Below are 26,076 nucleotides of genomic sequence, written 5' to 3'. Positions count from 1 at the left end.
CCGAGCGGATCTTCACCAGCCCCACCACGCTCTACGCCACCGACGGCAAAACCGGCAACATCGAACAGTACGACCGGTCCAAGAAGACCTGGACCGTCATCGGAGGCCCCGGCAGCCACTTCGCGGCCACCGCCACCCACCTCTACGGCGTCGGCACCCTGGGCACGATGGAGTACAGCGGTACACCAGGGGTCTGGCACCAGGTACGGGGGACGACCGAGCGGATCTTCACCAGCCCCACCACGCTCTACGCCACCGACGGCAAAACCGGCAACATCGAACAGTACGACCGGTCCAAGAAGACCTGGACCGTCGTCGGAGGCCCCGGCAGCCACTTCGCGGCCACCGCCACCCACCTCTACGGCGTCTCCCCCGACCGTCGGAACACCTTCGAGTACAGCGGCACGCCGGGCGTCTGGCACCCCGTACGCGGCGCGACCGAACGCATCTTCACCACGGCCACCACGCTCTACGCCGTCGACACCAGCAGCGGGAAACTCCAGGAGTACGACCGGTCCAAGAAGGCCTGGACCGCCATCGGTGATCCCGTCAGTTCCTTAGCCGCGACCAAGGACCACCTCTACAGCGTCGACGCAGACCACTCCGACGTCCACGAGTACTCCAGCACAGCACAAGCCTGGTCCCGCATCACCAGCCCCTGACCAGCCTCGCCTCACCCGCGACGCGACTGCCGGCTTTCAGCGGCGCACCCAGGAACCGGCTGCGGCCGCTCACCGAGCGCGAAGAAGAGGGGGGTCCCGGACCAGCGGTCCGGGACCCCCCTCAGGCAGCGCTCGCGGGCGGGCCGCCCGCGCTCAGCCCAGGTTGACGACGCTCGCGTGGTACTGCGCCGCGATCCGCTCACAGGTCGCCACCATCAGGGGCGGTCGGGCCTGGACGTGCCGGCCGGAGCCGAGCGGACGGTGGCACTCCTTCTGCAGATCCTGCCGGAAGATCACGTCCACCTGCGTCTTGGGGCTGTGCGGGCCGATTCCGGTCATTCCCGCGACCCCGTTGCGGAAGCCGTCCTCACCCAGCAGGTCGCGGTAGTTGCGGTAGCCGAAGTCATGCCGGATGCACGCAGCCTTGAAGTCGAACCCGGCGGGCGCGTCCGGGCTCGTGGTGCATGCATCATCGGTCCAGCGCAGTCCGTACGGATCGGGCTGCTTGTCCACGAGGTGCGCGCCCCGCGCCTGGGCCCACGCGTTGAACGACTGCTGCCCCGGCTGGAAGAAGCCGTTCACACGATCGAGAGCCTGCCGTTGCGTGATGGACGACGACTCCACCGTCCCCGCCATCTTCACCCACTCGCGGTTCTTCGCCTTGTAGCGGAAGACGGCCGACCTGTCCGGCGACACTCCGAGCACGGTCGTGGTGCCCAGCGGGCCGCCGTCCACACTCAGGAAGGCCGCTCCGGGACCGCCGATCGTCCGCCATTTGACCGACACCACCCCGCTCAGGGTCCGGGCAGAGACATTGCCGCTGCCCGGCAGGGTCATCACGAGGCCCCCGGGGCCACCGTAGAGGTGCTGTGCCGGGCCGTGGATCGTGCGCCAGCCCTTGGCCTGTGTCCATTCGCTGACGGATGAGCGGTCAGGAGCCAGCCCGTAGAGCCGGTCGGTGTCCACCACGAACTCGGCACCCGGGCCACCGATCTTCGTCCACCGGTCCCGGTCGGACGCGGTACCGGCCACCGCATCGGCCACCGCGTCAGCCACCGAACTCTGCGAGCTGCGGTCGTAATGGTAGATGTCTCCCGCCGGGGACGTCGCGAACAAGCCTGCACCGCCCGCGTAGATGTCCTGCGCCGGCCCGCCGACCGTCCGCCACCCCGACGAGGGGTCCCACTCGCTCACCGACGACTTGTCGGGAGCCAGCGCGTACAGCTTGTCGCGGCCGACCGCGAACGCGGCGGCGGGCCCGCCCACTGGCGTCCACGAGCCCTGCGCCGCTCCCGCCGACGGCGGCTGATACCGCAGGACACTTCCGTCGGCCGCAGATGTGGCGAACAGTCCGGCGCCACCGCCATAGATCGCCGCTGCCGCATCGCCGACCTTCTTCCACGTGTCCCGGTCGGTGGCCTCGTAGACCGCGGACCCGTCTTCCGCCAGGGCATAGACCCGCTTTCCCACGCCTACCAGGGTCGCCACCTTGTCCGCCGAACCCGAAGCGCTGACCTGGGAGACCGTGTCCGCGGCCCGTGTCCCCGCCCCGGGGCTGCTCCCCGGATCCGAGTCCCCGGCCCACGCCAGCCCGCCCACTCCCAGCACCGTCACCAAGGACACGCACAGCAGGCGCACCCTCCGGATCCGCCCGGCCGGTCCCGGGCGTGTGCCGACGACGGGTTCCGCCGCGCGACGCCTCAACGAGAACACCATGCTTGTTACCTCCAGGTCGACTCGAACGACTTGAAGGCAACGCTGAACGCTGCATCGAATGTCCGCTGTCCGCAACCCACGAACCTGCAGGTCAATGGGTGGACAACACCCTTTGTTCGCGGACAGAGCCCTCCCGGCGGACATTCGACGGACGGATGGCACACCGTGTCCGGCGTGCCTCGCCCTCGCCCACCGCCGCGGCCGTCGCCGGTACTCCATCCTCCGCAGACAGCGGGGGCACACGGATTCAGCAGGACAGTTCCTACGAAGCCTGGGCAGAACGCACTCGGCCCCGCCGTCCGCGCCGTCTGGCTACGCTTCCCGCCAGGCGGATCCGTACGGGCCTCAGGACATGCTGCCTCGGCACACCGTCCCCACGGCCGGGGTACGGCCCGTGCGGAGGTAGGTGTCGACCGCCTCCGTGACGCAGCGGTTCTGCGGGTATGTGCCGTGGCCCTCCTCCTCGGCCGTCAGGAGCACGCCGACACCGTCGCCCAGAGCGCGGGCCATGTGGCGGGCGCCGGGAAACGGGGTGGTCGGGTCGCCGGTGCCGCCGACCACGAGGACGGGAGCCGCACCGTCGGCGCTCACCCGGGGCGTGGCGCGCTCGCCGTCGAACGGCCAGTCGTAGCAGAGGTAGACGCCGGTGGACCAGGCCTCGCCGAAGACGGGTGAGGCGGCTTTGATCCGGGCCGCGTCCCTGTCGAGGCGTTCGAAGCCGGGGCGCAGGCTGGAGTCCGCGCAGGTGATCGCGACCTGGGCGGCACGGCTGTTGTCCTGCGGGGTCGCCGCGCGATCGGCGGAGCCGGTGTCGTCCGCGCCCTCACTCAGCGGACCGGCGTCGTTGTGGTCGATCAGCGCGGTGAGGGCCTTGGCGAGCGACGGCCAGCCGTCCGTGCCGAGGTCGAGATGGTCGCTGACGGCGTACGCGAGGTCGTCGGCGTCGAGGCTCCTTCCGCCGCCTGCCGGGGCGGGCTTCTTCTCCAAGCGGTCGGACAGGCGCGCCATGCGTCGCGCGGCCTCCTCGGGCCCCTCGCCGGTCGGGCAGTGGCGGATACGGGCCGCGCAGTGCGCGGCGAACCGGTCGAACGCCGCCTGGACCGCCTTGACCTGCGACAGCTGCTCCTCGCTGAGGTCCTCGGTCGGATCGACGGGCGCTTCGAGGACGAGCCGTCCGACGTGCGACGGGTACAGGTGGGCGTAGACCGCGCCGAGCGCCGTTCCGTACGAGACGCCGAAGTAGTGCAGCCGCTCGTCGCCGAGGAGGTAGCGCATCAGGTCGAGGTCGCGCGCGGTGTGCGAGGTGCCGACGTACGGAAGGAGCGCACCGGAGTGCTCGGCGCAGGCGTCGGCCCCGTCGAAGCCGGTGTCGTCCGCGGTCTTCCCGCACCGCACGGGGATGGTCGCGCCAACCCCGCGCGGGTCGAAGGAGACCAGGTCGTAGCGGTCGAGGAGCGGCTTGTACTGGTCGAGGTGTTCGGGCAGCCCGCTCACGCCGGACACGCCGGGACCACCGAAGTTGAGGACGAGCGAGCCGATGCGCCGGGCGTTCGGGCCGGTGGCCTTGCGGCGGATCAGGGCGACGTCGATCGTCCTGCCATCTGGTTTCCGGTAGTCGAGAGGGGTCTTCATGACGGCGCAGTCGTAGCCCGTGCGCGCGGTGGGCGGCGAGGTGCAGCGGGACCAGTGGAGATGCTGGCCGGTGGTGAGCGCCATGGGCAGACCGGCGGGCGGATTGTTCGCGGTGAACTCCGTACGCGGCTGCGCACTCCGGCCGGGAGCGTCGTGCTGGAGCCAGGCGCCGACGGCCCCGATCGCGACGAGGACGACCACGGCGATGATCCGCGCACCGACCGAGAGACCCGGTCTGCGGCTGCGTATCGGATGTGCGTCACTCATCGAAATCCCCGCGCTCCCGCCCCTGGACGCCCGCCCCGGGCCCGCATCCCCGCGTTCGTGATCGTCCGATCGCCAAATGAGTGCAGAGTACAAGCCGCCTCCGACAGCAGCTCAGCTCCTGGCGTCACGGATCCCCAACCCGGTGAACGTATGCGGTCACAGCACTCCCCGCTCAAGCACCGCAACCTGAACCTGCTCGGCCGCTACAGCTTCACCGCCTCCACCCCGGCCGCAGGCGCCCTGCGCCCGCTGCGCGATCCAGACGCACTGGAGCTGGACGAAGACGAGGACGAGTCGGCTGCCGGCTGAGGCGGGTTGTCAGCCGGCAGGCACCAACGCGGTGTCGTACTGACGGCGACTCAGAAGCTGTCTTCTGACGCTGAGACGTGTCGACCTCGTTGAAGGCGGGCCCGGCCTTGTCAGTGGCCACCTGTTTACTTGGCACATGACCGACAAGATGAGTCACAGCGATGTCCGCCGAACCACGGCTCTCACTCCCGACACGGAGATGGTCGAGCCGTACGGAGGCGGGACGGGATTTCGGTTCAAGATCCGCAACGTGAAGATCGATGGCCAGGCCGACGTGGTACACGTCCGCGGGGGAGGTTCGCACGAGGTCAGTTTCGACGTGCTGCATGATTGCTCGGAGTGCGGCAACGCCATCAATCAGGTGATCGTTGGGCTGGCGGGCCAGGATCGTGCTCAGGCGTCGGTATGGAACGGTAAGCGGCGCAGCGGGGGCGGCTTGAAGGTGGTCAATGCCGGCACGCACGTCGAGGCGCTGGCGGAAGACAACCCTGGTCCGGCGGAGTGGGTGAATGTGTCGTGCGACCTCGTTGTTCCTGACGAACCCGGCGTCTACTCGGTTCGAGCACGTTACGCCCAGGCGTATCAGGGACGCCTGATGACTGCCGAGGGACGTGCGATCCCACAGCCCGAGTACCAGGACGTGCTGGGTTGGTGGAAGGTCGACCGTCCGGAAGGGCCCGGACCGGAATCGACCATAGGCACCATCATCGTCGAGGCGTGAAGCTGCTGGTCAGCCTCTTCGGCCAACCCCATGACCTCGACCGAGCTCGGCATGGTCTCACCGCCGACGTCGATCACGGCTCAGCGGGCCCCGCCTCACCCGCCAGGGTGGCGGGCCCCGGGGAGTACGACAAGGTCGGCGTGGACCTCTGCCGGAGTGCGACAGTCGTGCATCCTGCGCGGGCGATGGTTGAGCTCGTGGGCGGTGCGTTGATCGCTGAGGGTGCCAACCACGAGCTGCGCGAGATACTTCGCCAAGTGGTCGTAGGACGGCGTGTTCGCACAGCGCAACGGCCTGCTGCGGGAGCTGGTGCGGCAGAAGGAGGGCCGGCACTGCCCAGCCCTCGGCGCGCGTCATCGACGCGCAGAGGGTGAAGACCTCCGTCAGCGTCCCGGCCGCCGGACAGGGCACGGACGCGGCGAAGAAGACCGGGGACCGCCGGCGGAGCATCGCCACCGACACCCTCTAAGGTGAGGACGATCGCTCGTTCGAACGTGCCGTGAGGTTCCTTCATGTCCGTCCCCTCGCCAGACCAGGCCGTCGCCCACTTCGGCCCCGCCGGGATGCGCCGCTTCTCCCTCACCGGCGCCCATGGCCTGCGGATTCCCGAGGCTGCGCGCGGGCTGCTGACCGGGACCGGCGTCCCGGTCCACGTCGCCCCGTACTTCCGCGCCGCGGAGGAGACGGACGCCGTGTCGTTGGGGACCTACGTGGGACACCACGGCGCGGAGCGGGCGCCGGCCGGGACGGAGGGATGGGCACGCATCGGCCACGATCGGCTGGCGCAGCTCTGTGTACGCCCGGATGGGGCCGTACAGGCGGTGTTCCTCGCCGCGGAGGCGGCCGACATGTTCGTCGCCACCGACCTTCCCTCGCTGATCGCCTGCCTCGTGGCTCTGGACCGCAGCCTGCCCGTGATCGCCGCCGCGCCGGATCTGCGGGAGGCGGCGGCGGCCTTCGGCAGTCTGAACGAGGAGCTGCGCACCATCGACCCCTCGGCTTTCGCGGAGCGGGAGAACTGGTGGCCGCGGGTCCTGGACGACGTACGGCACACCCTCAACTTCCCCTTCTCGGCCGCCTTCGAGTACGTCGACGAGGCCGGGGAGAAACAGATCGTCACGGAGGCCACCGGACCTGGACGCCTCCACCCCGAGGAGATCATCCGGTGGCGGCTGGAGTCGGAGGGAGTCCCGGCGGAGCGCGTCCGGCGGGTGTACTGCGAGCTGCAGCCGTGCATGATGCCGGGACATTACTGTGCGGTGTGGCTGCAGCAGGCCTGCCCCCAGGCGGAGTTCACGCACAGCTTCGACTACGGCGAGGACGCCGACTCCCGGGAGCAGGGCCTGAAGGAGCTGATCACCTACACCGCCCAGCGGGCGGGCCGCCGTTGACCGCCGGCGCCTGGGCCCGCCCCGCTGCGGGCCGCGAACCGGCTGGTGCGGCGCTGCTCGGCTGGCTGGCCGACCCGACGGCACCCCGTCTGTGCCTGGTGACCGGGAGCGGGAACTCCGGGAAATCGCAGTTGCTGGCGTGGCTGGTGACACACTCGACCCGTCCCGGTACGGCGCCGGAGCGCCGGGTACACGGCTTCGTCCCACTGGCCGGGCAGGGCGTACGGACGACTTTGTGGACCCTGGCCGATCAACTCGGGATCGCGGCACGGGCGCCGGGAGAACTGCTCGCCGAACTGTCGGCCGACCCGCGGCGCACGGTGCTCGTCCTGCCGGACCTCCACGCGGCCACCGACCCGTACGCCCTGGCCGACATGGTGGGCGCGTTGCTCGGCCTGGAGCATGTGCGGATCCTGGTGGAAGCGCGGACCGGCCATGAGGTCGTACCCACACTGAAGGCACTCGCCCCGGCCGAGATGGACCTCGACGACCCCCGGTGGACGGACCCGGCCCGCGCCGAGGCATGGCGGGCGGTCCACCCCACGCGACACGAGTCGACGACACCGGGTCCGGAGGAGGCAGCTGCGCCCCTGGACCTGGACGATCCCGTCGAGGTCTGCGCGGCGGACCCGGGTCAGGTGACGACGGCGTATGAAGCGGACACGGAACCGCGAGGCGGGCTGAGGCGAGCGTGGCTGCGCGCAGGGCAGTCACTCCTGCGCGATCAGGAACCGGCCGACCGCGCCCTGGTCCTGCTGGCCGCCCTCGGTGACGGAGCCGATCCACGCCTGAGCCCCGCACTTGAGCGGCTCGCGGCCGGGGCCCCATGGCGGTTGGTCTGGTCCCGAGTACGCGGGGACGTAACACCACCGTGGCCGGGACCGGCCATGGCGCTCACGGTCACCTCGGGGGCGCTCCCGGAGCAGCTGCTGCTCGTGGACCACCAGGGCACCCTCCGGTCCATGTCGTACTCCGACGCCACCCCGGCCGGCCGCCTGCCCGGCCTCGCGCCCGATGCCCTCGGTCTGGTCTGCCTGCCGGACGGAACGGTGATGGTGCTCGACGGCGACGGGCACTTGCACACTCACCGAGCACCGACCGCGCCTCGCCCCTCCGGTTTGGCCGCACTCCTCGACGACGGTCCTGGCGCCGGAGAGCAGGCGTTCGAGACCCTCTCGACAGCCGTGACGCACACGCAGATCACCGCGATCGGGGCTTCCGAGCGCGCGGTGGCCGTGGCGGATCGCACGGGAAGGGTGTACGTCGCCTTCCTCGCCGCCCCCGGTCGGGTTCTGCCGGCCGAGCACCTGCACGAGGGCCCGGTCACAGCCCTGGCAGTGGTGGACGTACCGGTCGCCGAATCGGGGCCGGGCATCAGCCTGGTGTACAGCGGGGGCGCGGACGGCCGGGTACGTGTGTGGGGGCCCGGCAACAAGCCGATGAACGTGCCGGTGGCGGAACGCGCGACTCCGGTGCGCGCCTTGGCAGCGCGCATGACGACATCCGGCCTGACCTTGTCGATCGCCTGGACTGACGGCCTTGTCGAGTACCGGCGCTTGGACACCGCTGAACGGCGCACCTTCCATCCCGGGCAGCCGGTCAATGTGTTGGCGTTGACGCGTACGGAGGAACTGCTGATCGGGACGGACGAGTTGCTGACCTGCCTGCGTCCGGCATGACGGGCCACGTGCATGAAGTCACTGTCGTTCGACCTCTCCCATCAGGAACCGCTGAGCTGGTTCGGTCCCGACCGAGTTGAGCGCTGCGTGCGCGGCACAAGCGAAAGCACTGGGCTTCGCGGGGACGTCGCTCGTCTTCCTGTGTGACCTCGGAGCTCCGTCCATGCCCGAGGCGGAGATCGTGGCCCCCGGCAGTGATCCACCAAGGTGGCGGCCCCAAGGACGCCGTGCGAGCGAGAGGCCGTCGCCGGCCGGGTTCAGCGGCAGACCACGCAGGGCGACTCGCTGCCCCTCGCGTGCCCGGAGAGCGAGTGGAACGCGGCCACGACGAGATCGCCATGGGTAGGTGGTGTTGAGGTGCTGCAGAGACTGTGACGGTCCATCAACAACAGTGCGACCGGGCACCATTCGGGTTGACGCACATGTGTCCGATTGCGAAGGTGGAGGAAGGTGATCATGGGGGAGATGTGACACGTGGGCAAGAAGCTGCCCGATGAGCTTGTCGAGGTCCTTGACCTGGTCGGTGTGCAGTGGCCGAACATCGACGAGGACGAGGTACGCGACACCGCCAAGGACTACCGCAACCTTGCCGAGGGCATTCGAGACGCCATAGCCGAGGGAAACAAGGCCTGTTCGCACATCGTCGGCGGCAGAAGCAAGGGCAAGACGGTCGATGCGCTGGACCGCCGCTGGGGCAAGCTCACCACCAAGGATCTGTCCACCTTCGCCAAGTCCCTGGACGACCTGGGCGACGCCCTCGACGACTGCGCCGGGTTCATCGAGGGCTGCAAGGTGGCCTGCATCGCAGAACTCACTGCCACGGCCGCCAGCGCGACCGCGGGCATCATCGGGATGTTCTTCACTGCCGGCCTCAGCGGCCTCCTCAGCGCGGCGGCGATCGCCGCTTGCCGACTCGCCCTCAACGAGGCGATCGACTACGCGGTCGAGCGGATCACCGCGATCGTCACGGACCGCATAGAGGCCAAGATCCTCGCCAAGATCGAGGACGTCTTCACCGACCGCCTTGACGCCGACGATGAGGATCTGTCCCACTACGCGGCAGGTGGCTCGGACATGGCCCAGGACTTGGTCATCGAGTTCGACGAGTTCGACCGGGCCGTCGGCGACTACGGCACGACCCGCGAGAACTTCGACAAGAAGAAGGGCGCCCACAAGACCGGCGGCGCCAACCGCCGCTCCTCCGTCAAGAAGGACAGCCGCTTCCACAAGCTCGCCACCGTCATGGACAAGTGCGAGGACGCCGTCGACAAGAAGGCGGACGAGACGGTCGACGTGCTGGAGAAGCACGGCGGAGCAATCGACAAGGGCAAGAAGCACCACAAGGAGCAGGACGAGAAGACCAAGAAGGACATCGACGCCTGCGACAGCGGCGATGTACCGATGTACCTGCTCAACGCCGACGGCTCAGTTCAGCAGTTGATGCCGGACGGCACCTTGGACAGCGTCTCCAAGACAGATAAATCGGGGATATGGAACATACTTGAGAAGGATGGCACCATATGGCGCGCCCCAAAGCGGGGCAACCCCTATCCAGTACCCTTGGGACGCAAAGGCCCCAAGGTCAGTTCCACGAAAATCAGTCCGGGCAGCACTCCCCTATCGCATGCCACGGAGATAGCTCGCTTCGCCAAGAAGGACTACGGCGGCACCAACTTTGCAGCTGCCGAGTACCTGCCCTCCGGCAGTAAGAAGCCCATCATCCTCGTAGGCGACAGCGAAGGTCCGCACTCTGAGCGCCTTATAGGCTATCCGGTCCTCCGGCACGGTGAACAGAAGAACATCCAAAAGATATACACTGAGAGAGAACCGTGCCAACTGTCCCCGAAGTGCGATCAGTGGCTGGACGAGTACTTTAAGTCCGAGAATCCCAAGCTGGAGGTGGAGCATGCCAACGACTACGACCAGAAAGACAGAACCAGCGGCAGAGACAAGGAGCACCGTGACTACATGAGGGACCTGGAACGCGCACACAAGAAACAAGGGCACCCTTAGCAGGAGACACGAAATTGTTGATCAGTATCGCACCGAGCCAGGTAGTCGACAGCTTCGGTCTCACCTGCGTCACGTACTTCCCTCGTTCCGCCGACAGTCACATGCGAAGCGAGGTGGCGCACTTCCTGTCAGATGTCGGCCTGCCGGAGAGTTCGTTCTTCTCGAGCCGCCTCGACCTCGAAGACGAGTCCATGGAAAGGATCGACGACAAGCCGACCTTGAAGGCCGCATTCGAGGCAGACGGCGCCGAATATCCGCCCGAATCCGAAGGGTGGGAGATCCTGGGAGTCTTCAACTACGCAACGATCGCCATCGACCCGAGCGATGGGCGAATCTACTCCTTCCCCGAAGGGGAGGAGAATTACATCGCCATAAACGCGGATCTTTCCTCATTCGTCCATTCCCTCATCGCCCTGGAGCAGGGAAAGAGGGAATGCAAAGGGCTTCCGGTGGACGAAGAAGGCGAACGCGCTCGCATCGTGGAGCGCATTAGGCAGCAGATTTCCGAGGTTGACGAAACACCTTTCGCCGACGAAAACAGCGAGTGGAGCAGACTCCTCGAAGAAATTGGCTTCGGAATGTGGGGCTGATACGAAGACCGACGACGATTGGCATCTCCTTTCGCAATCCTAAGCGCTGACCCGCAATCGGTCAGCCTCCAGGTTCATCTGCGTGGGATCGGCGTCCCGCCGCAGCGTGGCAGGACCTCCGCCATTCGGCAGCTCGTCCTCCAGGCCCCGGCCCCCGTCATCGCGAAAGCACTCGGCTACCACGACAAGACCGCCACCCGCCTGGTCACCGAAGCCGGAGGAACCTGGAGCCGATACGCCCCCGGCGACCACACACGGTGATTGCGCCTGAGCTCGGTTCGCCGCTCCGCATGCTCGCGGAGATCAGTCGTCTGGCGGAAACTCCTGGTCCAGAAGCTGTAGTACCTCCTGCTGCCGCCGGTGAAATCCGGGCAGCAGGGGCTGCACGAGGGCGAGATGCCCCGTAATCGACAAGCCGCGGTGGGCGGGCGGCTGCGCCGGGTGATTCCGATCAAGGGCCTTATTCATCGAAGAACAGAACAGGTACGCCGTTCCCATAGCTTCCGAGTCGAAAACGATCTGTCCGGCCGCCGCTGAATCGACCGGACCACATACGCCTTCGACCAAGGCGCCCAGCACATCAACGGCGACCGCCGGATCACCGTCCGGGTCCCACCGAGCATGCACGAGCGCAGCGCGCATGCCCTCAGCCAACTCCGAAGCTGACGGCTCCGCCAGATCGCTCGCCATCCCCGCATCGTCCCAGCCTGGCTCGCGGAAAACCACCCTGAACCAGCTACTCGCCGTGACCGAAGTCGTGGATGCCCAGCGAATACACGACACCTCAACATGCGAGCCCACCAGTCCCGAGGCCGAGGTCAGGGAAGACACAGGGCTCTGCCCCACACCCCGGCCACCCTGCCAAGGGGGTGGTGGGACGACATTTCGCGTGTGGGTTGTGGGCGGTGGAGATAGTGGTGGGTCGCTCGTGCGGCCCCCTCAGCCGCAGCTTCGGGAGAACGGGGGCCGAGATCGCAGCCGAGATACCAGTGGGTTCAGGGAACCGAAGGTCCTTCAGCGCGAACCCACGGGTCCACCTTGTGCGTCAGGCCGATGCCTCCGTGGATTCGGGTGAAACACAAGGATGCTGAGTGATCCGAAGGGCCTCGGCGGTGACGTCGGCCTGGATGTCCTCGGTCATCACGACCGTCCGCCGAACTGCCAGTTGTGCACCTCAATGTCGGCGTAGCGGTCCGGGGTCAGGATGGCGCGTGCCGTGTCCGGGTCCGGCGCCCGGACCAACGCCGCCGTCCCCAGCCAGGTGGCGCCGTCGTCGGACAGCAGCGGCCCGTAGGCGATCAGTTCGTCCCGGTCGGGCGGCACCGCGAGGTCGGCGGCCTGCCCCGTGCCGAGGCCGAGCACCAGGTACCGGTTGCCGCCGGTCCGGCCGCCGGGGAAGTCCCACATGGTGCGCCCAAGCGCGTTGCGCCACCGTCGCAGCAGGACGTCCCGGTAGACGCCGGCCTGGTAGTTCGGCTCGTCGAAGGCGAATGCGCGGGCAGCGGCGGGATCGGGCAGGTCCACGATGTGCACGCTTCCGGTGGGTGTGTCGCCGTCGTCGGCGAGGGTCGGACCCCGGGCGATCATCTCCTTCGCGTACCCGTCCATGTAGGACCAATGATCTTCCAGTAGCCCGTCGCGCAGCGGTAGGGATCCGGGCCGGTCGCGGTGGTAGCAGAGGAACTCCATGCCCAAAGGATCTCTTCAGGAGGTGACCAGGTCGAGCGGGTTTCACTGCGATGGTTGCTCGACAGCGGCCTCATCCAGAAGCACACTTCATGCACAGCAGGGGCAGCGGCGCACGGCGGTCGGCTGCCGGCCATCACCGAGGACATGCTGCACACGGTGCTGCGGCGTCACGCGGGCGGCCGTACGTCGGCCCGGTGACACGGGCAGCCCCCTTGGGCGAATGGAGGACCGAACGCGACGCGGCCTGCAGCAGGGTCCTCGAACGGGCACGTCCTCCCTGCACCGCTCAGTCCGGAGTGCAGGTGCCCGAGCCGATGAATTCCGCCACCCCGCTGTTCCCCTGATAGACCGCCACCGACCAGCGGGTGTAGTTCCAGTTCACGTTTCGGTCGTACTCGGCGGCCGTCTTCTGGCAGACGGTCTTCGAGACGAGTTGCTGGAACTGGCTCCTCTGAGCGCGGCCCACGAGCACATCCAGGTCGTCCGCGGCCCACACGTAGGCGGCCTTTTCAACGGGATCGAAGCCGAGGCTGATGGAGTCGTCCCTGCCGAAGGGAGTCAAGCCGTACTGCCCTCCGGCGGCTCTGGTGTTCCAAGCTTTCGTGACGGCTTTGACGACGGTGTCCGCGACACGGATCTCGGCCCTGTCGCTGCTCGGCATCGTGGCGGTCGCGATACCGGGCTCGCTTCCCTGCCACTGCCCCGCGGTCTCCGGGAGACAGCCGTCGGTCGCCTGCCCGAAGTCGAGGAAGGTCGGTTCCGTCTGGCCGTCGAAGTCCTTCCACAGGACGTAGTAGCGGCCGTACGGCCAGGTGGTGGGGGCTTCCTCGAGGCGGTGGGCGAGGGCGGTGCAGGCGGCCATCGCCCCTGCCCTGCCGAACACCTCCTTGTAGTCGTCGGTCAGTGTGGAGATCGGGCCGCCGGTGACCATCACCGTCTGGGCCCGTCTGTTGAACGTGACGGTGGGCTTCATGAAGGCCATGTCCTTCGTGGCGAGCATGGAGGTCATGTCCTTGCGGATGGCCTCCTCGACGTCCTTCTCGTCCGGGCCGGCCGCGGCTGTGCTCCTCGTCCACTCGTCGTAACCGGGTTGAGCGGGGTCGTCGGCCCGCGTGTATGCGGGATCGGGCACCCCGAGCAGCGGGTCGTTCGGGATGCCGACCGTACGGGGGTCGGCCGAAGGCTCCGTGCCGGTGCCCGATGCGGCAGGACCGGTGCGCGGGGCGTTCGGCGCCCCGGGCGTCGCGCGGTCGTCGGCGGCGTCGTGCGTGGGGCTCTCCGTGCCGGAGGGGAGGGCGAGGGCGCCGCCCACGATGCCGCCGACGACGACCGCGGCCGCCAGGACCGTCGCGACCGTGCGTCTTCGGGAGCGCGTGGGCGGGAGGTGCCAGGCGGGATCGTCCAGAGGCGGCATGTCCCACTGGGCCGTGACCAGTTCGCCGACGCGGGTGGGTTCCAGTGCCGTGCCGTCTTCGAGGACCTGCGTGTCCTGCGAGGCGAGAAGCGCCACGCACTCCTCCGCCGCCGAGGCGGCGCTCATCCGGTCGGCGGGCTCCTTCGCGAGGCACGTCTCCACGATTTCCCGCAGCTTCCCGGGCATGCCGTCGAGAGCGGGCTCGCCCGACATGACGCGGAACGCGACCACGTCCGGAGCACCGGTGCCGAAGGGGAGGCGACCGGTGGCGGCGTAGGCGACCAGCGCTCCCCAGGCGAACATGTCGCCCGCGGGCCCGGCGGTGCCGGTGCGGTAGTGCTCTGGACTGATCCAGCCGGGGGTGCCGGTCATGACACCGGTCCTCGTGATGCTCGTGCCGTCGGCGGCATGGGCGATGCCGAAGTCCAGGACGCGCGGGCCGGCGGGGGTGAGGACGACGTTCTGTGGCTTGACGTCCCGGTGGACGACACCGGCGGCGTGGATGGCGGCCAGCGCCTGGGCTGTGCCGGTCGCGAAGGCGTACAGGGTTCCGCCCGTCAGCGGTCCGCTGTCGGCGAGGTGCTGGTTGAGGGTGGGGCCGGGGGCATAGACGGTGGCCAGCCACGGAGGGTTCGCCTCGGGCTCGGCCGCGAGCAGCGGTATGAGGCACGGGCCCTGGACCCGGCGGGAGAGGTCCACCTCGCGGCGGAACCGGGCCCGGAAGTCGGCGTCCTCGGCCTGTGCGGAGTGGATTACCTTGACCGCAACCCGAAGCCCGTCGGAGGTGAGTCCGGCGTGGACGGTTCCCATGCCGCCCGAGCCGAGTCGGCCGATGATCCGGTAAGGGCCGATACGTGAAGGGTCACCAGGGCGGATGGGCTGGATCCGCCCACTTGGGCCGACAGTGCTCACAAGAAGTCCGTTTCGTCTTATGCACAAGTGGTTCGTCGGGCTGGGAAGGCCAGGAGGGCGAGCGCGGGCGGGGGCTGCCGGTCTGTTCCCCGGCTCGCTTCCTGCAGGGTTGGGGTCCGACGTGTTGTTCAGGCTCGGGAAACGGTCGGCGCGTCCCGACCCGAGCGGTGCGGGACGGGACGCGCCCGGCCAGTGGTGATGTCAGGCCCGACCGGGATCGAGGCCGAGAGCGGTTGCGGTGTCCTGTCCGCCCCAGCCCTGCGGGGTGCGCCACAGGAGGTGGACGCCGAAGACGTCGTGGACGGTGGCGGCCGACCAGTCCTCGGCGGGCGGCTGGGACAGCACCAGGTAGAGGCGGTCGGCGGTCGTCGGCAGGGTGTGGTTGATCTCGTGGAGGCGGGCCGCTCCCGAGCGGAGGTCGGCGTACGTGGACAGACCGGCGCCCAGGACCTCGTAGAGGAAGTGGCCGTGCTCGGTGGTGCAGCTGCCGTCGACGATCGGTGAGTCGCCGTTCGGCTGCCGGTCGGCTCGCAGCAGGGCCGCCATCAGCTCGAAGCGCACCGCCTCATGGGTCTTGCAGACGCGGTCGGCCGCGGCCCCGGTCTCCAGGAACCGGAGCAGGTCCGTGCTCGGGACGGCCTTCGGTGCGGATGTCGGCGCATCGGTGCCGGTGGTTGTGCTGGGCATGGGGCGGTTCTCCTCCAGCTCCGACTGCTCGGGCTGCTGTGGCGGTGCGGACGGTTCGGTCCGGCCGGACGGGGCGGGCTCGGGGGATCGCGCGGCGGCGGGCTCGGGGTCCCGGGTTCCGTTCACCGGACGGTCGGCGGTTTTGGCCTCGAGGCGCTGTTCCAGCGTCCGGCGCGCCTCGGCCAGGGCCTCGGCCCAGCCGCTGCGCTGCAGCTCTGCCCGGAATCGCTCCAGGTCGGGGACGTCCGAGGTGAGCGCGCGGTTGGTGTTCGCGGCGAGGTCCCGCAACAGGGCGAGACGGTCCCGGTCCGGGGAGCCGAGGACGCGCCAGACGTCCAGCCAGTCGTGCTGGTCCAGGCGCAGGCAGCGGTTGGCCATGCCCTTGAGTTCGGAGAGCCGGGCCCGGGCGTCGTTCGGGACGTTGCCGTCGGCCAGTTCCCCGACGACGGTGAGCGCGTCCACGTACCGCTCGGCCATGGTGGGCGAGATGGGCCTGCGTCCGCGTTCGTCGACGGTGACGAAGGTGACGTTGGAGGTGTGGCGCAGGACCCAGGCGTCCAGCTCCGCCCCGGTCTCGGGCGGTGTGGAGCCGTGGCGCACGGCCAGGAGCAGCGGACGGTCGGTGGCGGGTGAGACGGCCTCGACCTTGTAGTTGCCGCCGGTGGTGTGGCCGACCACGCGGACCTTGATGTCGGTGCCGATCTCGGGGGCGTTCCCCGCCGCGGTGGCCGGTCCGGCCGTACTTCCGGCGACCTCGTCGGTGCCGGGGACGGTGCCGGTGGGCTGCTGTTCCGCGGAGCCCGCAGGGCCGGTGTTCGTGAGGGCCTCCGGGAGCGGTGCGGTGTGCAGGACGGTCAGGGTCTGGGTGCTGCGGGTCAGCGCGACGTACAGCTGGCGCAGGCCGGCCGGGCCGCGAGCGGCGATGGTGGCGGGTTCCACCACGAGGACGTGGTCGTACTCCATGCCCTTGGCCTGGGCGGCGGCCAGCACGGACACCGCCTCGCGTTCCTGCTGCGTGAGGCCGGCCGCCTCGTCGAGGTGGCGGGCGATCTCGTCGAGCCAGCCGGAGTCGTCGGGGACGATGACGGCCACCGAGCGCAGGGTGTGCCCGTCGCTGCTGCCGAGGAGGCGGACGGCCTGGGCGACGGTGTCGTCCAGGAGCCGCCACGGCTCGGTCAGGATGGTCCGTACGGCACCTTCGCCGGCTTCGCGCACCGCCTGCGGGTAGGGCAGCGAGGGGGCGACCGTGCGGGCCAGCGGCGCGACGAACTCCATGATCTCGGCGGGCACGCGGTAGCTGGTGGTCAGTTCGGCCACGCGCCAGTCGCCGTGGTCGGACAGCAGAGTGCCCAGTTCCTCCCAGTCGGTGTGCACGCGCGGACCGGTGGCCTGGGCGAGGTCGCCGAGGACGGTCATGGAACCGCCCCGCGCGACGCGCCGGCGCAGGGTGCGGGCCTGCATGGGGGTCAGGTCCTGGGCCTCGTCGACGACGATGTGGCCGTAGCGGCGCGGGGTCTCGCCGGTGATGAGATACCGGAGTTCCTCGAGCAGGACCAGGTCGTCCAGGGTCCACGGGTCACCGTCGGCGGTGGCGGCGCGGGGGCGGTGCAGGGCGGCCTGCTCCTCGTCGTCGAGTACGCCGACGGCGCAGGCGCGCAGCAGGTCGGGCGAGTCGTAGAGACTGCGCAGGGCCTCCAGGGCGCCGGGCGAGGGCCAGACCCGGTCGAGGAGGCGCTCGACCCTGCGGTTGCGTTCCAGGCTGCGGCGGATCGTGCCGTCCGCGCCGCGGCGCGGGGCGACGGCGACGAGTTCGGCCAGGAGGCGGTCGACGAGCTGGTTGCGGAAGCGGTCGCGGCGTTCGCGGTGGGCACCGTCACCGCCGCGCGCCTCGGCGAGGAGGGCGAGGACCTCGGAGCGCGGCACGCGCAGGGTGGTACTGCCGGCGGTGACGGTGAACGCCGGCTCGTCGCCCTCGAAGGAGGGAGCGGTGAGGAGGGCGTCGAGGGCTTCGGGCCGGCACTCGCGCTCGACCCGCCTGCGCAGGACGGCCGCCATGCGCTCGTCGGACTTCACCAGCCGCGCCCGCGGGGTGTCGGTGCCGAGGGCCTCGCCCTCCCACAGACGGGACAGCTGGACGGAGTTGACGTCGCGGGTGCCGAGGGTGGGCAGCACCTGGCCGACGTAGTCGAGGAACCGCTGGTGGGGGCCGATGACGAGGATGTCCGAGGCGGTGAAGTGCTCGTTGTTGACCAGCCAGGTCACGCGGTGCAGGCCGACCGCGGACTTGCCGGTGCCCGGCCCGCCCTGCACGACGAGGATGTCGGTCGGCGAACCCGTGACCAGGTCCATCTGGTCACGGCGGATCGTCTCCACGATGTCCCGCATCCGGCCCCTGCGCGAACGCTGCAGCTCGCGCAGAAGGAAATCGTCCGGCTGCAGGGGCCGTTTGCGACGCTGGATACGGGCGATGTCGGCAGGGGTGTGGGCCGGCGGACGCTCCCCGCGCTTCGCGGTTCCCGGCCGTCCGGTCGCCGGGGCGTCGTCGGCGGCGGGCCTGGGCGTGGGAACAAGGCCCGCGTCGGGGGCGGCCTCGGAAACGGTGCCGGAGAGTGCTCCGGGCACGGCGATCTCGTCGGAGTAGTCCTCGACGACACGCTCCGCGCAGCGCAGCCGCCGCCGCAGAACGACGTCGCCCGGCGCCTCCTGCTGCGCCTCGAGCCACTTGGTGGCCATACCGCTGGTCCACAGCACGACGACGGTGTCGCGGGTCCGGACGTCGGAGACGGGACGCCGGCCGACGTACCAGGGTCGGGGCTCGCCGCCGGGCTCCTCCGGCGCGTCGACGCGGGCGAAGACCAGCGACTCGCCTCCGAGGTTGCCGTAGGCCGCTGCCCGCTGCTCCGCGTCCTTCTTGTTGGCGATGCCGTCCTTGCCGGTGGCCGACGCCGTGGCGGTCACTGTTCCGTTCATCTCGGCCAGCCGCGCCTCGTAACAGGCGTACGCGTGGTCCACCGCCTTCTGCTCGAGGGCGATGACGTCGTCGCGTGTGGTGGTGCTCATGTGCTTTCCCTCCCTTGCGACGCCCCGCAGGGCGCCGCTACGGGCATACGCCCGTCCCCGGCGATATGACTATCAGAGACCGGACGGTGACGAACAGTCCGGGCCTGTTTCAGGAGGCCAGCTCCTCCACCAACTCCCCGACCTCCACCCGCCAGACATGGACCTGGTCGTGTGCGGGACCGATTTCGTACTGGTGGTAGTGGCATCCCAGGCACAGGTGCGACCAGACTGCCCGGGTACGTCGGGCGGTCCCTTCCGTGGCGTAGCGGTGCAGGCAGAGCAGCTTGGCCCGCATGGTCGCGCCGGCGAGCCCCGGCACCGCGGCGTCGAGCACCCGGTCGACGCCGATCTCCAGGGCCGCCCGCAGGGCGATACAGGCCCCGCGGTTGCGGCCGGCGGCCGTGGTGCCGGTGAGGTTGGCGGCAAGCAGGAGGTCGGCCGTCAGCAGGAGGCCTTCCGCGGAGGCCGTCAGGGAGCCGGGGTGTGCAGGGAACGGAGGACGCGGCGGGAACGACGAGGGCGAGGGAGTTCGTCGGCCCCGAGTTCACCGGTCCGACCTCCTGGACCACCGCCTCCTCGGTGACCGAGCAGGCCGTCCAGACCCGTAAGTTCACCTGGCAGACGGTCGCCCCCGGCAAGTCCCACGAGTTCGACCGCGGCAGCTTCCTCGGCTTCAAGGCGTCGGGCGCGCCTGCCTCGGTGAAGATCACCGAACCCAGTTGGGTGTTCTGGGATCAGGTCCGTTGCGACAAGAAGATGCGCGCCGAAACTTCCGTCGGCTGTGTCTTCCAGAAGTACACGCCGACGTTCAACCTGAAGCTGAAGAACGCCGAGGGCGCCGCACTGTACTACCTGGAGATGCGCGACAAGCTCGATTGGCACCCCGGCAGCAAGAAGCACAACAGTCCTTTGCGTCGTGAATTCGATGCGGAGAAGGCGGATGCCAATCGTGGGGTCGTCTGCCCGAAGAGCGGAGCATATCAACTCGTCGAGCACCCGCTGGCAACTCCCGACCCTGCGAACAAGAACAAGGCTGTTCAGTGTGACGAGTACGCCTTCGCAAGCACCAAGGAAAGTGGCGGAGCGACTGGAGTCAGTAACGGTGGGGAATGTCTTCAGGCGTATGCGCGAAAGGGAGGTGACGGAAAGTGGCGCCTGTACGACGATGAACGACCCCCCTACGGCGGCACCCCGACCTACACGGAGAAGTGCGCCCGAGCCTCCATGCACGGTGGGCAGAACGAAACGGCAGGCCGCCGCCTCAACGGGTTCTACTCCGCACAAAGGATGTTGGACAACGATCCGTATTTCATCGACGCCCCCGGCCTTGTCAGGCCGTAACAGGTAGACAGAGGGATTCCCGCCCCGCCCGGCTTGTCTGCCGGGCGGGGCACCTTTGCATGGCCCAAGTCACTCAATCCGCCAAGCGAGGCGGTTCACCGGATCTCCGTCGATCACCACAGGCGCCCCGGACAGGCGTGGCACGGTGACGGTTGGAGGAACTTCAACCACGTGAGGAACGTGCCGGGACGTTCGCCCGTTGCCCCGGACGCCTGAGCCGGATTCAAGACCATCCGCGATCTCGTCGAACATCTTCCCCAGGTTCTCCCATCGGATCGTGCCCCACACGTCGGAGCCTTCATAGTCGATCTCCCGGACCGTTCCGTAGGTGTCGCCGGGCCGGTGATCCACCGCGAGGTACTCTCCGGTGTTGGTAACTGCGATGGGCACCCAGAATTCGTACGCATCCGGCGGGTCCCACGGACCTTCGGGCCCTTCGGATTCCAAGCCGTCATCCGTGAATTCGCTACGGAAATCCTCAAATGCTTCCCGGAATCGCTGCGGCCCGCCCTCCATCCCCTCGGTCCTGATCGGGGAATAGTTGAACGGCCAGATGGAACATTCCTGCAGGGCACCGTCGTGAATGTGAAGCCACTGCACGAGATGTGGATGAAGCGGGTACGGGATGGTGTCCTGGAGGGCCTGGATGGCCTCTTCGGAGGCCGGGGGATGCAGGGCTTCGAGATCGGCGGTGCATTGGTGCTGGTGAAGCCAATTCTCGATACGGGACCAAGCCTGTATGACATCGCTCATGGCATCCACCATATGAGGGAAGGGCGGTGGGAAGGTCAGGAACTGCCTGGACGAGCCGGCGGGGTCGGACCGTCGTCGCCACCGCGGGCACCGCACGCTCAGGACACCTTGCGCCGGGTGTTCAGCGGAGGCACGGTCACCGTCGGACTTGTCAGCGGTCCATCCTCTGGCGTCCGGTGGTCAGGTGAGGCCGGCGGTGGCGTTGTCCTCCCAGCCGTCGATCCGCTGGAAGTAGCCGTTCATGGAGCGGGAGTGCCGGGCCCATCCGCCCTGGTCGGCGATGGCCACGGCGTCCTTGCCCTTCTTGCGGGCGGTCGTGGCCAGGCCGATGCGGAGGGAGTGGCCGGTCCAGGCGAGCGGGATGCCGGCGCGGACGCTGATCCGCTTCACGGCCCGGGTGACGGAGTCGGGGACCATGCCGCCGGTGACGTTGCCGTGCCGGTCGACGCCGACGAACGCGGGCGCGTCGGGCTGCGACCAGCACGGCTCGGCCTCGGTGGCGAGGCGGGCCCGGTACGCCTTCCATGCCTCCACCGGGCAGACCTCCGGGTCCTGCTGGTAGTTGATCTTCGCGTCGCGGACGCTGTGCTTGGTCTTGCCGGTGAGCACCGACACGACGAGGCCGCGCGGGGTGAGGGCGACGTCCCCGGCGAGGAGGCCCGCGGGGTCCTGGGCACGCGAGGCGTAGTGGAAGCCGGTCAGGACGAGTGCCTTGTCCCGGACCCCGGCGAGGGTGTCGGGGCAGGCCCTCGCCACCCGGTACAGATCGGGTACTTCGGCTGCGGCGGCCTGGCCCCGGCCGCGCCGCTCCCCCGCCTTCAGCAGCTCCACGGCGGCCGCCTCCAGTGTCGCCCGCGCCTGCGCCTGGTCGTCCCGGCCCACCTCCGCGCCACGGCGGCGCAGCTCCACGACGGCACCGGCGAGGATCGTGCTCGCCGACGAGGGGGCGTAGCCCTTCCCGTCCACTCGGCCCCGGTCCAGCAGCCACACGACGAACGCCACCAACGCGCCGCGCGTGGCCTCCAGTTCGGGGAACCCCTGCGCCGCGCAGAACCGCGTCCAGACCTTCCACGCCTTCGCGTACGTGTCCGTCGTGTTGGCCGGCCGCAGTCGCCGCCGCACCTCGTCCGCGAAGTCCTCCGCGTCCGCGAGCCGTTGGGCGACCTCCACACCGTGGCGCTGCGCCCACTGGGCGACCAGGGGGGACCGCTCCGCCGGAACGGGAGCCGCGCCGGCCCCTCCGGACGGGTGCTCGGTGGCGGTGCTCAACGGGGCGCTCCCCTCATCATTTCTGACATCGGATAAGGAGAGGTTATCCGAGGCCTTAAGACTGTGCCATCAGACAGCTCACCCACCCCCATAAAGAATTCCGGCATGGTTCTCCGGGATCTACATGCGAGCCGGAGACGAGCGGGCGCATACTCTCCATGGAGAACCCTCAGAACCGGGTAAGAATCTGACGGAAGGCCACATGAAGATCACGATCGAGGGCGCGGACAAGGACTTCGCCGAGAAGCTCGTCGCGCTCGCCGCAGCGCACCACGCGGAGCTGACCGTCGCGGCCGTCGACACCAAATGGACCGCCGAGCGCGCCACGCGCTATCTGCGCTCGCTGCCCGCCGGCGCCCGCCGGTTCGCCGAGATGGTCATCGTCGACGGCGACGGCTACATCGACGCGGACCAACTGCGCGCCGCCCTCGGGAAACTCAACGGCCCGACCGTCGCCCTGTCCCGCGCCGTCCCGCGCGGCGTGCGCGAGGGCTGGTGGCCCGAGGGCATCAGCGCGCCCATCACTCCGGTCTACGACCCGGACATTCCGAGCTGGCAGAAGGTCATCGCCTACGAGATGACCAGCGACAACGTGCCCGTCTTCCGCTCCGCCATCGCCGCCTTGGCCACCGGCCGAGAGGCTCTCACGTCACCGGCGCCACCTGGCCCCTGGAGCGAAGAGGCGCCGTCTGCCCTCGCTGTGCCACCCGGTTGGGGCGCCGTCGACGACGTACCGCGAGCACTGCTCGACGAGGGCGGCGTCAACGTGGGCGCCGACACCAGCGCCGAGCATGAGCAGGGCAGATGAGGCAGGTCAAAGGGGGTTGCGCGGCTAACCTCCCGCTCCCGGACAGTCGGCGCGGCCCGTCATCCCGGCGGACCATGACCGCCGCCTCGCAGGAGTGATGCCGCCATGCCCGCCCTCGTCTCCCTCGCCCTCGACAAGGGCCTGGACCTTCTCGGCACGTCCCTGGGCCAGTGGCTGCTCGTCGTGCTTCTGGCCGCTGCCGCCGCCGGTTCCTGGCTGTACCGACGGAGCCGGGCCGCTGCACCCGAGCCGCCCCGTGTCCGCAGCTTCACCCTTCTGCGCACCGAGGGCGCCGACGGCACACCTGTGCGGTACGAGACCACCCGGCCCACCGGAACCAAGATCGCTCCCTGGGTTGGCGGCCGTCAGCGCCTCTTCGAACTGACCGACGTACAGCTGGAGGACGGGACCTACGCCGCCGAACCCATCGACCACTTCTGACCAGCGAGTGCAGTCGATACAGCTCCTGTGGCGACGTGTCGTGCTGCCACTCCCTCCGTCACGCAGGCGGTGGCGGTACAGGCTCATGCGCCAAGCCGCACGGTCAGCTTCGACTACAAGGGCCTGTAGCTGCCGCGCCGGCCACAGGGCCGTCTTCGACGTCGGTAAATCCCCGTAGGGGACACGTATGGGGGGTCGGCGAGCTCGACGACGGTCGGTGTCGGCGACAGGCTTCCGGCAGGGAGCGAACACGGCCGCCGAGGTGCCCTCCATGCCAGTCAGCGCTCTTCTGGACCTACCCGGTCGAGGCGAGCGCTGATCGTCTTCTCCAGTTCCTCCATGGTACGCAAGAATGCGCTCTCCAGGTCGAGCCCGTAGCGGTGGGCGAGGATCAGCACGGACCACAGGCAGTCAGCCAGCTCGTGCTCCAACGCGGCCTGGCTGTCCGGGCGAGCCGACCGCGCCCCCTCCTGCGCGAGGATCAGCTTGGCCAGGTCACCGGCGTCGCCCATGAACCCGAGCATGAACTCTTCGCGGGTCCATACCCGGCCGCGTTCTTGCATGTTCAGCTCGTCGTACAGGTCGTGAATACGCAGAGCACGCCGGCGAAGTTCGTCGAGGTCCATCGCCGGACTGTAGCTGTGATACCGCCGGTTTCTTCACCCCTTGCCGCACGCTCGCATAGCCGCTGCTCGGTGTCACCGCTGCTGGCATCAAGGGCATGGGCAGCAGCACCGCTGCGCTCGGGCACAAGCACAAAGAGGTATTCGGCTGGTCGAGCCGATGAAGGCAACCAGGAAACTGCAGGTCAGGGCATTATCCCCGGGTGGCTGGCCTGGGTGCGGTCTCACGCGGCATACTCGGGGCATGGCTGGCATCGAAATCGACGACACCACCGCGGACGCACTGCAGGCCCTGGCCGAGGCGGCGGGGCTGCCGCTGGACGCCTACCTCGCGCAGGTCGCCGAGGAGAAGCGGCGCGAGCGCGCGCTGGCCGAGGGCGCGGAGATCTTTCGACAGGTGACCAGCGACGCGGAGACGGTCGCCGCATTCGATGCTGAATACGGTGGCCCCGCGCCGGCCCGGACCGCCCCGCGGGCGGCCTGACCTGTGCCTGCCGAGTACTACGTCGACTACCGGTGGTTCCTGGAACGCCAGGCTGAACTGCTGGACGATCTCGCGGTCAACGACTACTCCGTCTTCGTCGGCCTGGCCGCCCGGCACAAGGTCGACCCGCCCCGCCACGACCAGCACCACCCGGACGCCTTCTGGCGTGCGGCAGTGATGCTGGAGGAGTGCGTCGTGCTCCGGCCTCTGCCCGCCCGCAACGAGCTGTACGGCTTCGGCGTGGCCGTGGCGTATCTCGGGATGCACGGGGAGCGCGTGAACACCAAGTTCGAGGCCTGGCGGGACCTGATCGCCGACATCACCGCCCTGCGTCTCGACTCGTTCGCCGTCGCCGAACGGCTGCGCTCGCTGCGCCTGCCGGCGGCCTGACCTCGCTGCCGCCCCGCGCGAGTCCGCTCGCCTCGGGTGTCCGGCTCTGACTGGAACGGCACGACGAGCCGGTCGCCGCAGCTCGTCACGGTGTTGTTGACGACCACGGGCAGTCGTTCGAGAAGGTCCTGGGTGGCGTGCTCGACTGGCTCGCGCAGCAGCTCAGGACGGCGCCGCCCAGGCCATTCGTCCCGTCCTGGAACTCCCCCAGTTCCGGAACAACGGGAGCGTCATGTCCGCCCAGCTGGTGCGGCACGCGCGCTGATGACCAGCAGCGGTCCGCACCGCGGCTGTGGCCCGTGACCTGCGTGAGCCACCATGGGCTTCGCACTGCGGCCGGATGCCTGGGGCGTGGGTTACGGCCTCGAAACCGTGCAGCTCCTGCTCGGCCTCGGCTTCGACGACCTGGGCCTGCATCGGATCTGGGGCGCCCGGTCCCCTCTCCACGAGGCCTCGGCCAAGACCATGGCGGCCGCAGGCATGACCGAAGAGGGCATCGTGCGCGAGCACGTGCTCAAAGCGGGCCAATGGCGGGACTCAGTGGTGCACGCCATCCTCGACCGCGAGTGGGCCTCAGCGCCGGGCTGGTGCTGTGACCGGGATGGTGCACCGTGATCGGAAGGCGGGCTCGCGGGACAAGCGCACGCGCAGCGACTGGTATTACTGGGGCATGCAGGAAGAGACGGCACGCTCCGCGATCGACACGTTCATCTCCGCGTTCAACGCTTCGGACGACAACTATGTGACTGCCCTGCTCTCCCAGGCCCTGACCTCGGACGTGGTCTTCTGGGGGCCGTTGGGTCGCAGCGAAGGAATCGCGGCGGTCGAGCGGTTCGTGCTGGACATTCGGCGCCACCCGGCGGGGACCGGCACGATGGTGCGCTGCTCAGCGGTGGACATGCCTGACGAGTGGGCCCGGTACCAGTGGGTCTTCACTACGCCGGATGGAGGCCCGCGCCTGGCGGGAACGGACGTCGTCCATCTGCGGCGGAGCCTCATCGACCAGGTCATCGTCTTTGCGGGGGAGCTCGAGCCGTCCGCCTCCTGAGTCGTTCTTCTGTCGCTGTCCTTCTCGTGAACTTGTCCCTGTCGGCACTCCGGGGCTGCGGTTCGCGGTCGGTCGGGCTGCGGCTGTCCCTTCGAAGTGAAGTTGACTGTGGATCTCGCTCTGAGCTGCAGGTTTGCCAGTTGGTGCGAGACTGCCATGACTGGGGATTCTCACTGC

The 26,076-nt window shown here is 69.1% G+C and carries 23 protein-coding genes and 2 pseudogenes; 15 read left to right on the top strand and 10 right to left on the bottom strand.

The features are described 5' to 3' along the window. Window positions 1–662, top strand: a 662-nt coding sequence (locus ACIGO6_RS39945) for a hypothetical protein (RefSeq protein ID WP_399885434.1), incomplete at its 5' end; no start/stop codon positions are given. Between the two features lie 153 nt (window positions 663–815). Here ACIGO6_RS39945 and ACIGO6_RS39940 read toward each other — a convergent pair. Both ACIGO6_RS39940 and ACIGO6_RS39935 read right to left on the bottom strand, forming a co-directional pair. Then, window positions 816–2,522: a phospholipase A2 gene (locus ACIGO6_RS39940; protein ID WP_399885432.1), complete on the bottom strand. Its 1,707-nt coding sequence runs from the start codon at window positions 2,520–2,522 to the stop codon at window positions 816–818. 201 nt (window positions 2,523–2,723) lie between these two features. Beyond that, window positions 2,724–4,277 (bottom strand): alpha/beta hydrolase, encoded by a 1,554-nt coding sequence (locus ACIGO6_RS39935; protein ID WP_399885430.1) that lies wholly within the window; start codon window positions 4,275–4,277, stop codon window positions 2,724–2,726. Window positions 4,278–4,427: 150 nt separating this feature from the next. Between ACIGO6_RS39935 and ACIGO6_RS39930 the strand changes: the two genes are divergently transcribed. The 7 genes and pseudogenes from ACIGO6_RS39930 to ACIGO6_RS39900 all read left to right on the top strand — a co-directional run bounded on the left by ACIGO6_RS39930 (window position 4,428) and on the right by ACIGO6_RS39900 (window position 10,980). Next, a complete protein-coding gene (locus ACIGO6_RS39930; protein ID WP_399885454.1) occupies window positions 4,428–4,586 on the top strand; it encodes a hypothetical protein in 159 nt (52 codons plus the stop codon). A gap of 136 nt (window positions 4,587–4,722) precedes the next feature. Next, the gene (locus tag ACIGO6_RS39925; RefSeq protein WP_399885428.1) at window positions 4,723–5,307 is read left to right on the top strand and encodes a hypothetical protein; all 585 of its coding nucleotides are present in this window, start codon (window positions 4,723–4,725) and stop codon (window positions 5,305–5,307) included. Between the two features lie 246 nt (window positions 5,308–5,553). Continuing rightward, window positions 5,554–5,773 (top strand): annotated as a pseudogene (locus tag ACIGO6_RS39920) (IS5/IS1182 family transposase); the annotation flags it as partial. Between the two features lie 46 nt (window positions 5,774–5,819). Continuing rightward, window positions 5,820–6,698 (top strand): SUKH-4 family immunity protein, encoded by an 879-nt coding sequence (locus ACIGO6_RS39915; protein WP_399885426.1) that lies wholly within the window; start codon window positions 5,820–5,822, stop codon window positions 6,696–6,698. Continuing rightward, complete coding sequence (locus ACIGO6_RS39910; RefSeq protein ID WP_399885424.1) at window positions 6,695–8,377, top strand: hypothetical protein; 1,683 nt, start codon at window positions 6,695–6,697, stop codon at window positions 8,375–8,377. The genes ACIGO6_RS39915 and ACIGO6_RS39910 overlap by 4 nt, the downstream gene beginning before the upstream one ends. A 474-nt stretch (window positions 8,378–8,851) precedes the next feature. After that, complete coding sequence (locus tag ACIGO6_RS39905; protein WP_399885422.1) at window positions 8,852–10,390, top strand: nucleic acid/nucleotide deaminase domain-containing protein; 1,539 nt, start codon at window positions 8,852–8,854, stop codon at window positions 10,388–10,390. A 14-nt stretch (window positions 10,391–10,404) separates the two neighbouring features. Then, on the top strand, window positions 10,405–10,980 hold the full coding sequence (locus tag ACIGO6_RS39900) for an SUKH-4 family immunity protein (protein ID WP_399885420.1): 576 nt from the start codon (window positions 10,405–10,407) through the stop codon (window positions 10,978–10,980). Window positions 10,981–11,283: 303 nt separating this feature from the next. Here the strand turns inward: ACIGO6_RS39900 and ACIGO6_RS39895 are convergent, their stop codons facing one another. The 5 genes from ACIGO6_RS39895 to ACIGO6_RS39875 form a co-directional block, all read right to left on the bottom strand. Beyond that, window positions 11,284–11,670, bottom strand: coding sequence for a hypothetical protein (locus tag ACIGO6_RS39895; protein WP_399885418.1), 387 nt, complete (start codon window positions 11,668–11,670; stop codon window positions 11,284–11,286). A gap of 450 nt (window positions 11,671–12,120) precedes the next feature. After that, window positions 12,121–12,669 carry a YciI family protein gene (locus ACIGO6_RS39890; RefSeq protein ID WP_399885416.1) on the bottom strand — a complete coding sequence of 183 codons (549 nt, stop codon included), beginning with the start codon at window positions 12,667–12,669 and terminating at the stop codon, window positions 12,121–12,123. A gap of 286 nt (window positions 12,670–12,955) precedes the next feature. Next, the gene (locus tag ACIGO6_RS39885; RefSeq protein ID WP_399885414.1) at window positions 12,956–14,995 is read right to left on the bottom strand and encodes a serine/threonine-protein kinase; all 2,040 of its coding nucleotides are present in this window, start codon (window positions 14,993–14,995) and stop codon (window positions 12,956–12,958) included. 201 nt (window positions 14,996–15,196) lie between these two features. Next, a complete protein-coding gene (locus ACIGO6_RS39880; RefSeq protein WP_399885412.1) occupies window positions 15,197–18,742 on the bottom strand; it encodes an ATP-binding domain-containing protein in 3,546 nt (1,181 codons plus the stop codon). 109 nt (window positions 18,743–18,851) lie between these two features. Then, window positions 18,852–19,076, bottom strand: a complete 225-nt coding sequence (locus ACIGO6_RS39875) for a hypothetical protein (RefSeq protein ID WP_399885410.1) — start codon at window positions 19,074–19,076, stop codon at window positions 18,852–18,854. Between the two features lie 149 nt (window positions 19,077–19,225). Between ACIGO6_RS39875 and ACIGO6_RS39870 the strand changes: the two genes are divergently transcribed. After that, window positions 19,226–20,083: a hypothetical protein gene (locus tag ACIGO6_RS39870; protein ID WP_399885408.1), complete on the top strand. Its 858-nt coding sequence runs from the start codon at window positions 19,226–19,228 to the stop codon at window positions 20,081–20,083. Window positions 20,084–20,152: 69 nt separating this feature from the next. Here ACIGO6_RS39870 and ACIGO6_RS39865 read toward each other — a convergent pair whose 3' ends face one another. Further along, window positions 20,153–20,836 (bottom strand): SMI1/KNR4 family protein, encoded by a 684-nt coding sequence (locus ACIGO6_RS39865; protein WP_399885406.1) that lies wholly within the window; start codon window positions 20,834–20,836, stop codon window positions 20,153–20,155. Window positions 20,837–21,016: 180 nt separating this feature from the next. After that, on the bottom strand, window positions 21,017–22,105 hold the full coding sequence (locus tag ACIGO6_RS39860) for an integrase (protein WP_399885405.1): 1,089 nt from the start codon (window positions 22,103–22,105) through the stop codon (window positions 21,017–21,019). Window positions 22,106–22,307: 202 nt separating this feature from the next. Here ACIGO6_RS39860 and ACIGO6_RS39855 point away from each other — a divergent pair, with 202 nt between their 5' ends. Next, window positions 22,308–22,913 (top strand): hypothetical protein, encoded by a 606-nt coding sequence (locus ACIGO6_RS39855; protein ID WP_399885403.1) that lies wholly within the window; start codon window positions 22,308–22,310, stop codon window positions 22,911–22,913. Between the two features lie 105 nt (window positions 22,914–23,018). Continuing rightward, entirely contained in the window at window positions 23,019–23,354 is a 336-nt protein-coding gene (locus tag ACIGO6_RS39850; protein ID WP_399885401.1) for a hypothetical protein, read from the top strand. Window positions 23,355–23,632: 278 nt separating this feature from the next. On the opposite strand, the gene ACIGO6_RS39845 is transcribed toward ACIGO6_RS39850, so the two are convergent. Further along, entirely contained in the window at window positions 23,633–23,980 is a 348-nt protein-coding gene (locus tag ACIGO6_RS39845; protein WP_399885399.1) for a MazG nucleotide pyrophosphohydrolase domain-containing protein, read from the bottom strand. 241 nt (window positions 23,981–24,221) lie between these two features. Between ACIGO6_RS39845 and ACIGO6_RS39840 the strand changes: the two genes are divergently transcribed. From ACIGO6_RS39840 to ACIGO6_RS39825, 4 genes and pseudogenes are all read left to right on the top strand, one after another. Then, window positions 24,222–24,461, top strand: a complete 240-nt coding sequence (locus ACIGO6_RS39840) for an antitoxin MazE7 (protein ID WP_399885397.1) — start codon at window positions 24,222–24,224, stop codon at window positions 24,459–24,461. A 3-nt stretch (window positions 24,462–24,464) separates the two neighbouring features. After that, window positions 24,465–24,851, top strand: coding sequence for a hypothetical protein (locus tag ACIGO6_RS39835; RefSeq protein ID WP_055419567.1), 387 nt, complete (start codon window positions 24,465–24,467; stop codon window positions 24,849–24,851). A gap of 312 nt (window positions 24,852–25,163) precedes the next feature. Continuing rightward, window positions 25,164–25,466 (top strand): annotated as a pseudogene (locus ACIGO6_RS39830) (GNAT family N-acetyltransferase); the annotation flags it as partial. Between the two features lie 55 nt (window positions 25,467–25,521). Further along, on the top strand, window positions 25,522–25,899 hold the full coding sequence (locus ACIGO6_RS39825) for a nuclear transport factor 2 family protein (protein ID WP_399885452.1): 378 nt from the start codon (window positions 25,522–25,524) through the stop codon (window positions 25,897–25,899). Window positions 25,900–26,076: the final 177 nt, after the last annotated feature.

This window comes from Streptomyces sp. NPDC053750, assembly GCF_044544295.1.
Classification (GTDB): Bacteria; Actinomycetota; Actinomycetes; order Streptomycetales; family Streptomycetaceae; genus Streptomyces.
The sequence above is the reverse complement of the archived record's forward strand: the minus strand, read 5'-3'. Positions and strand labels throughout refer to the sequence as shown.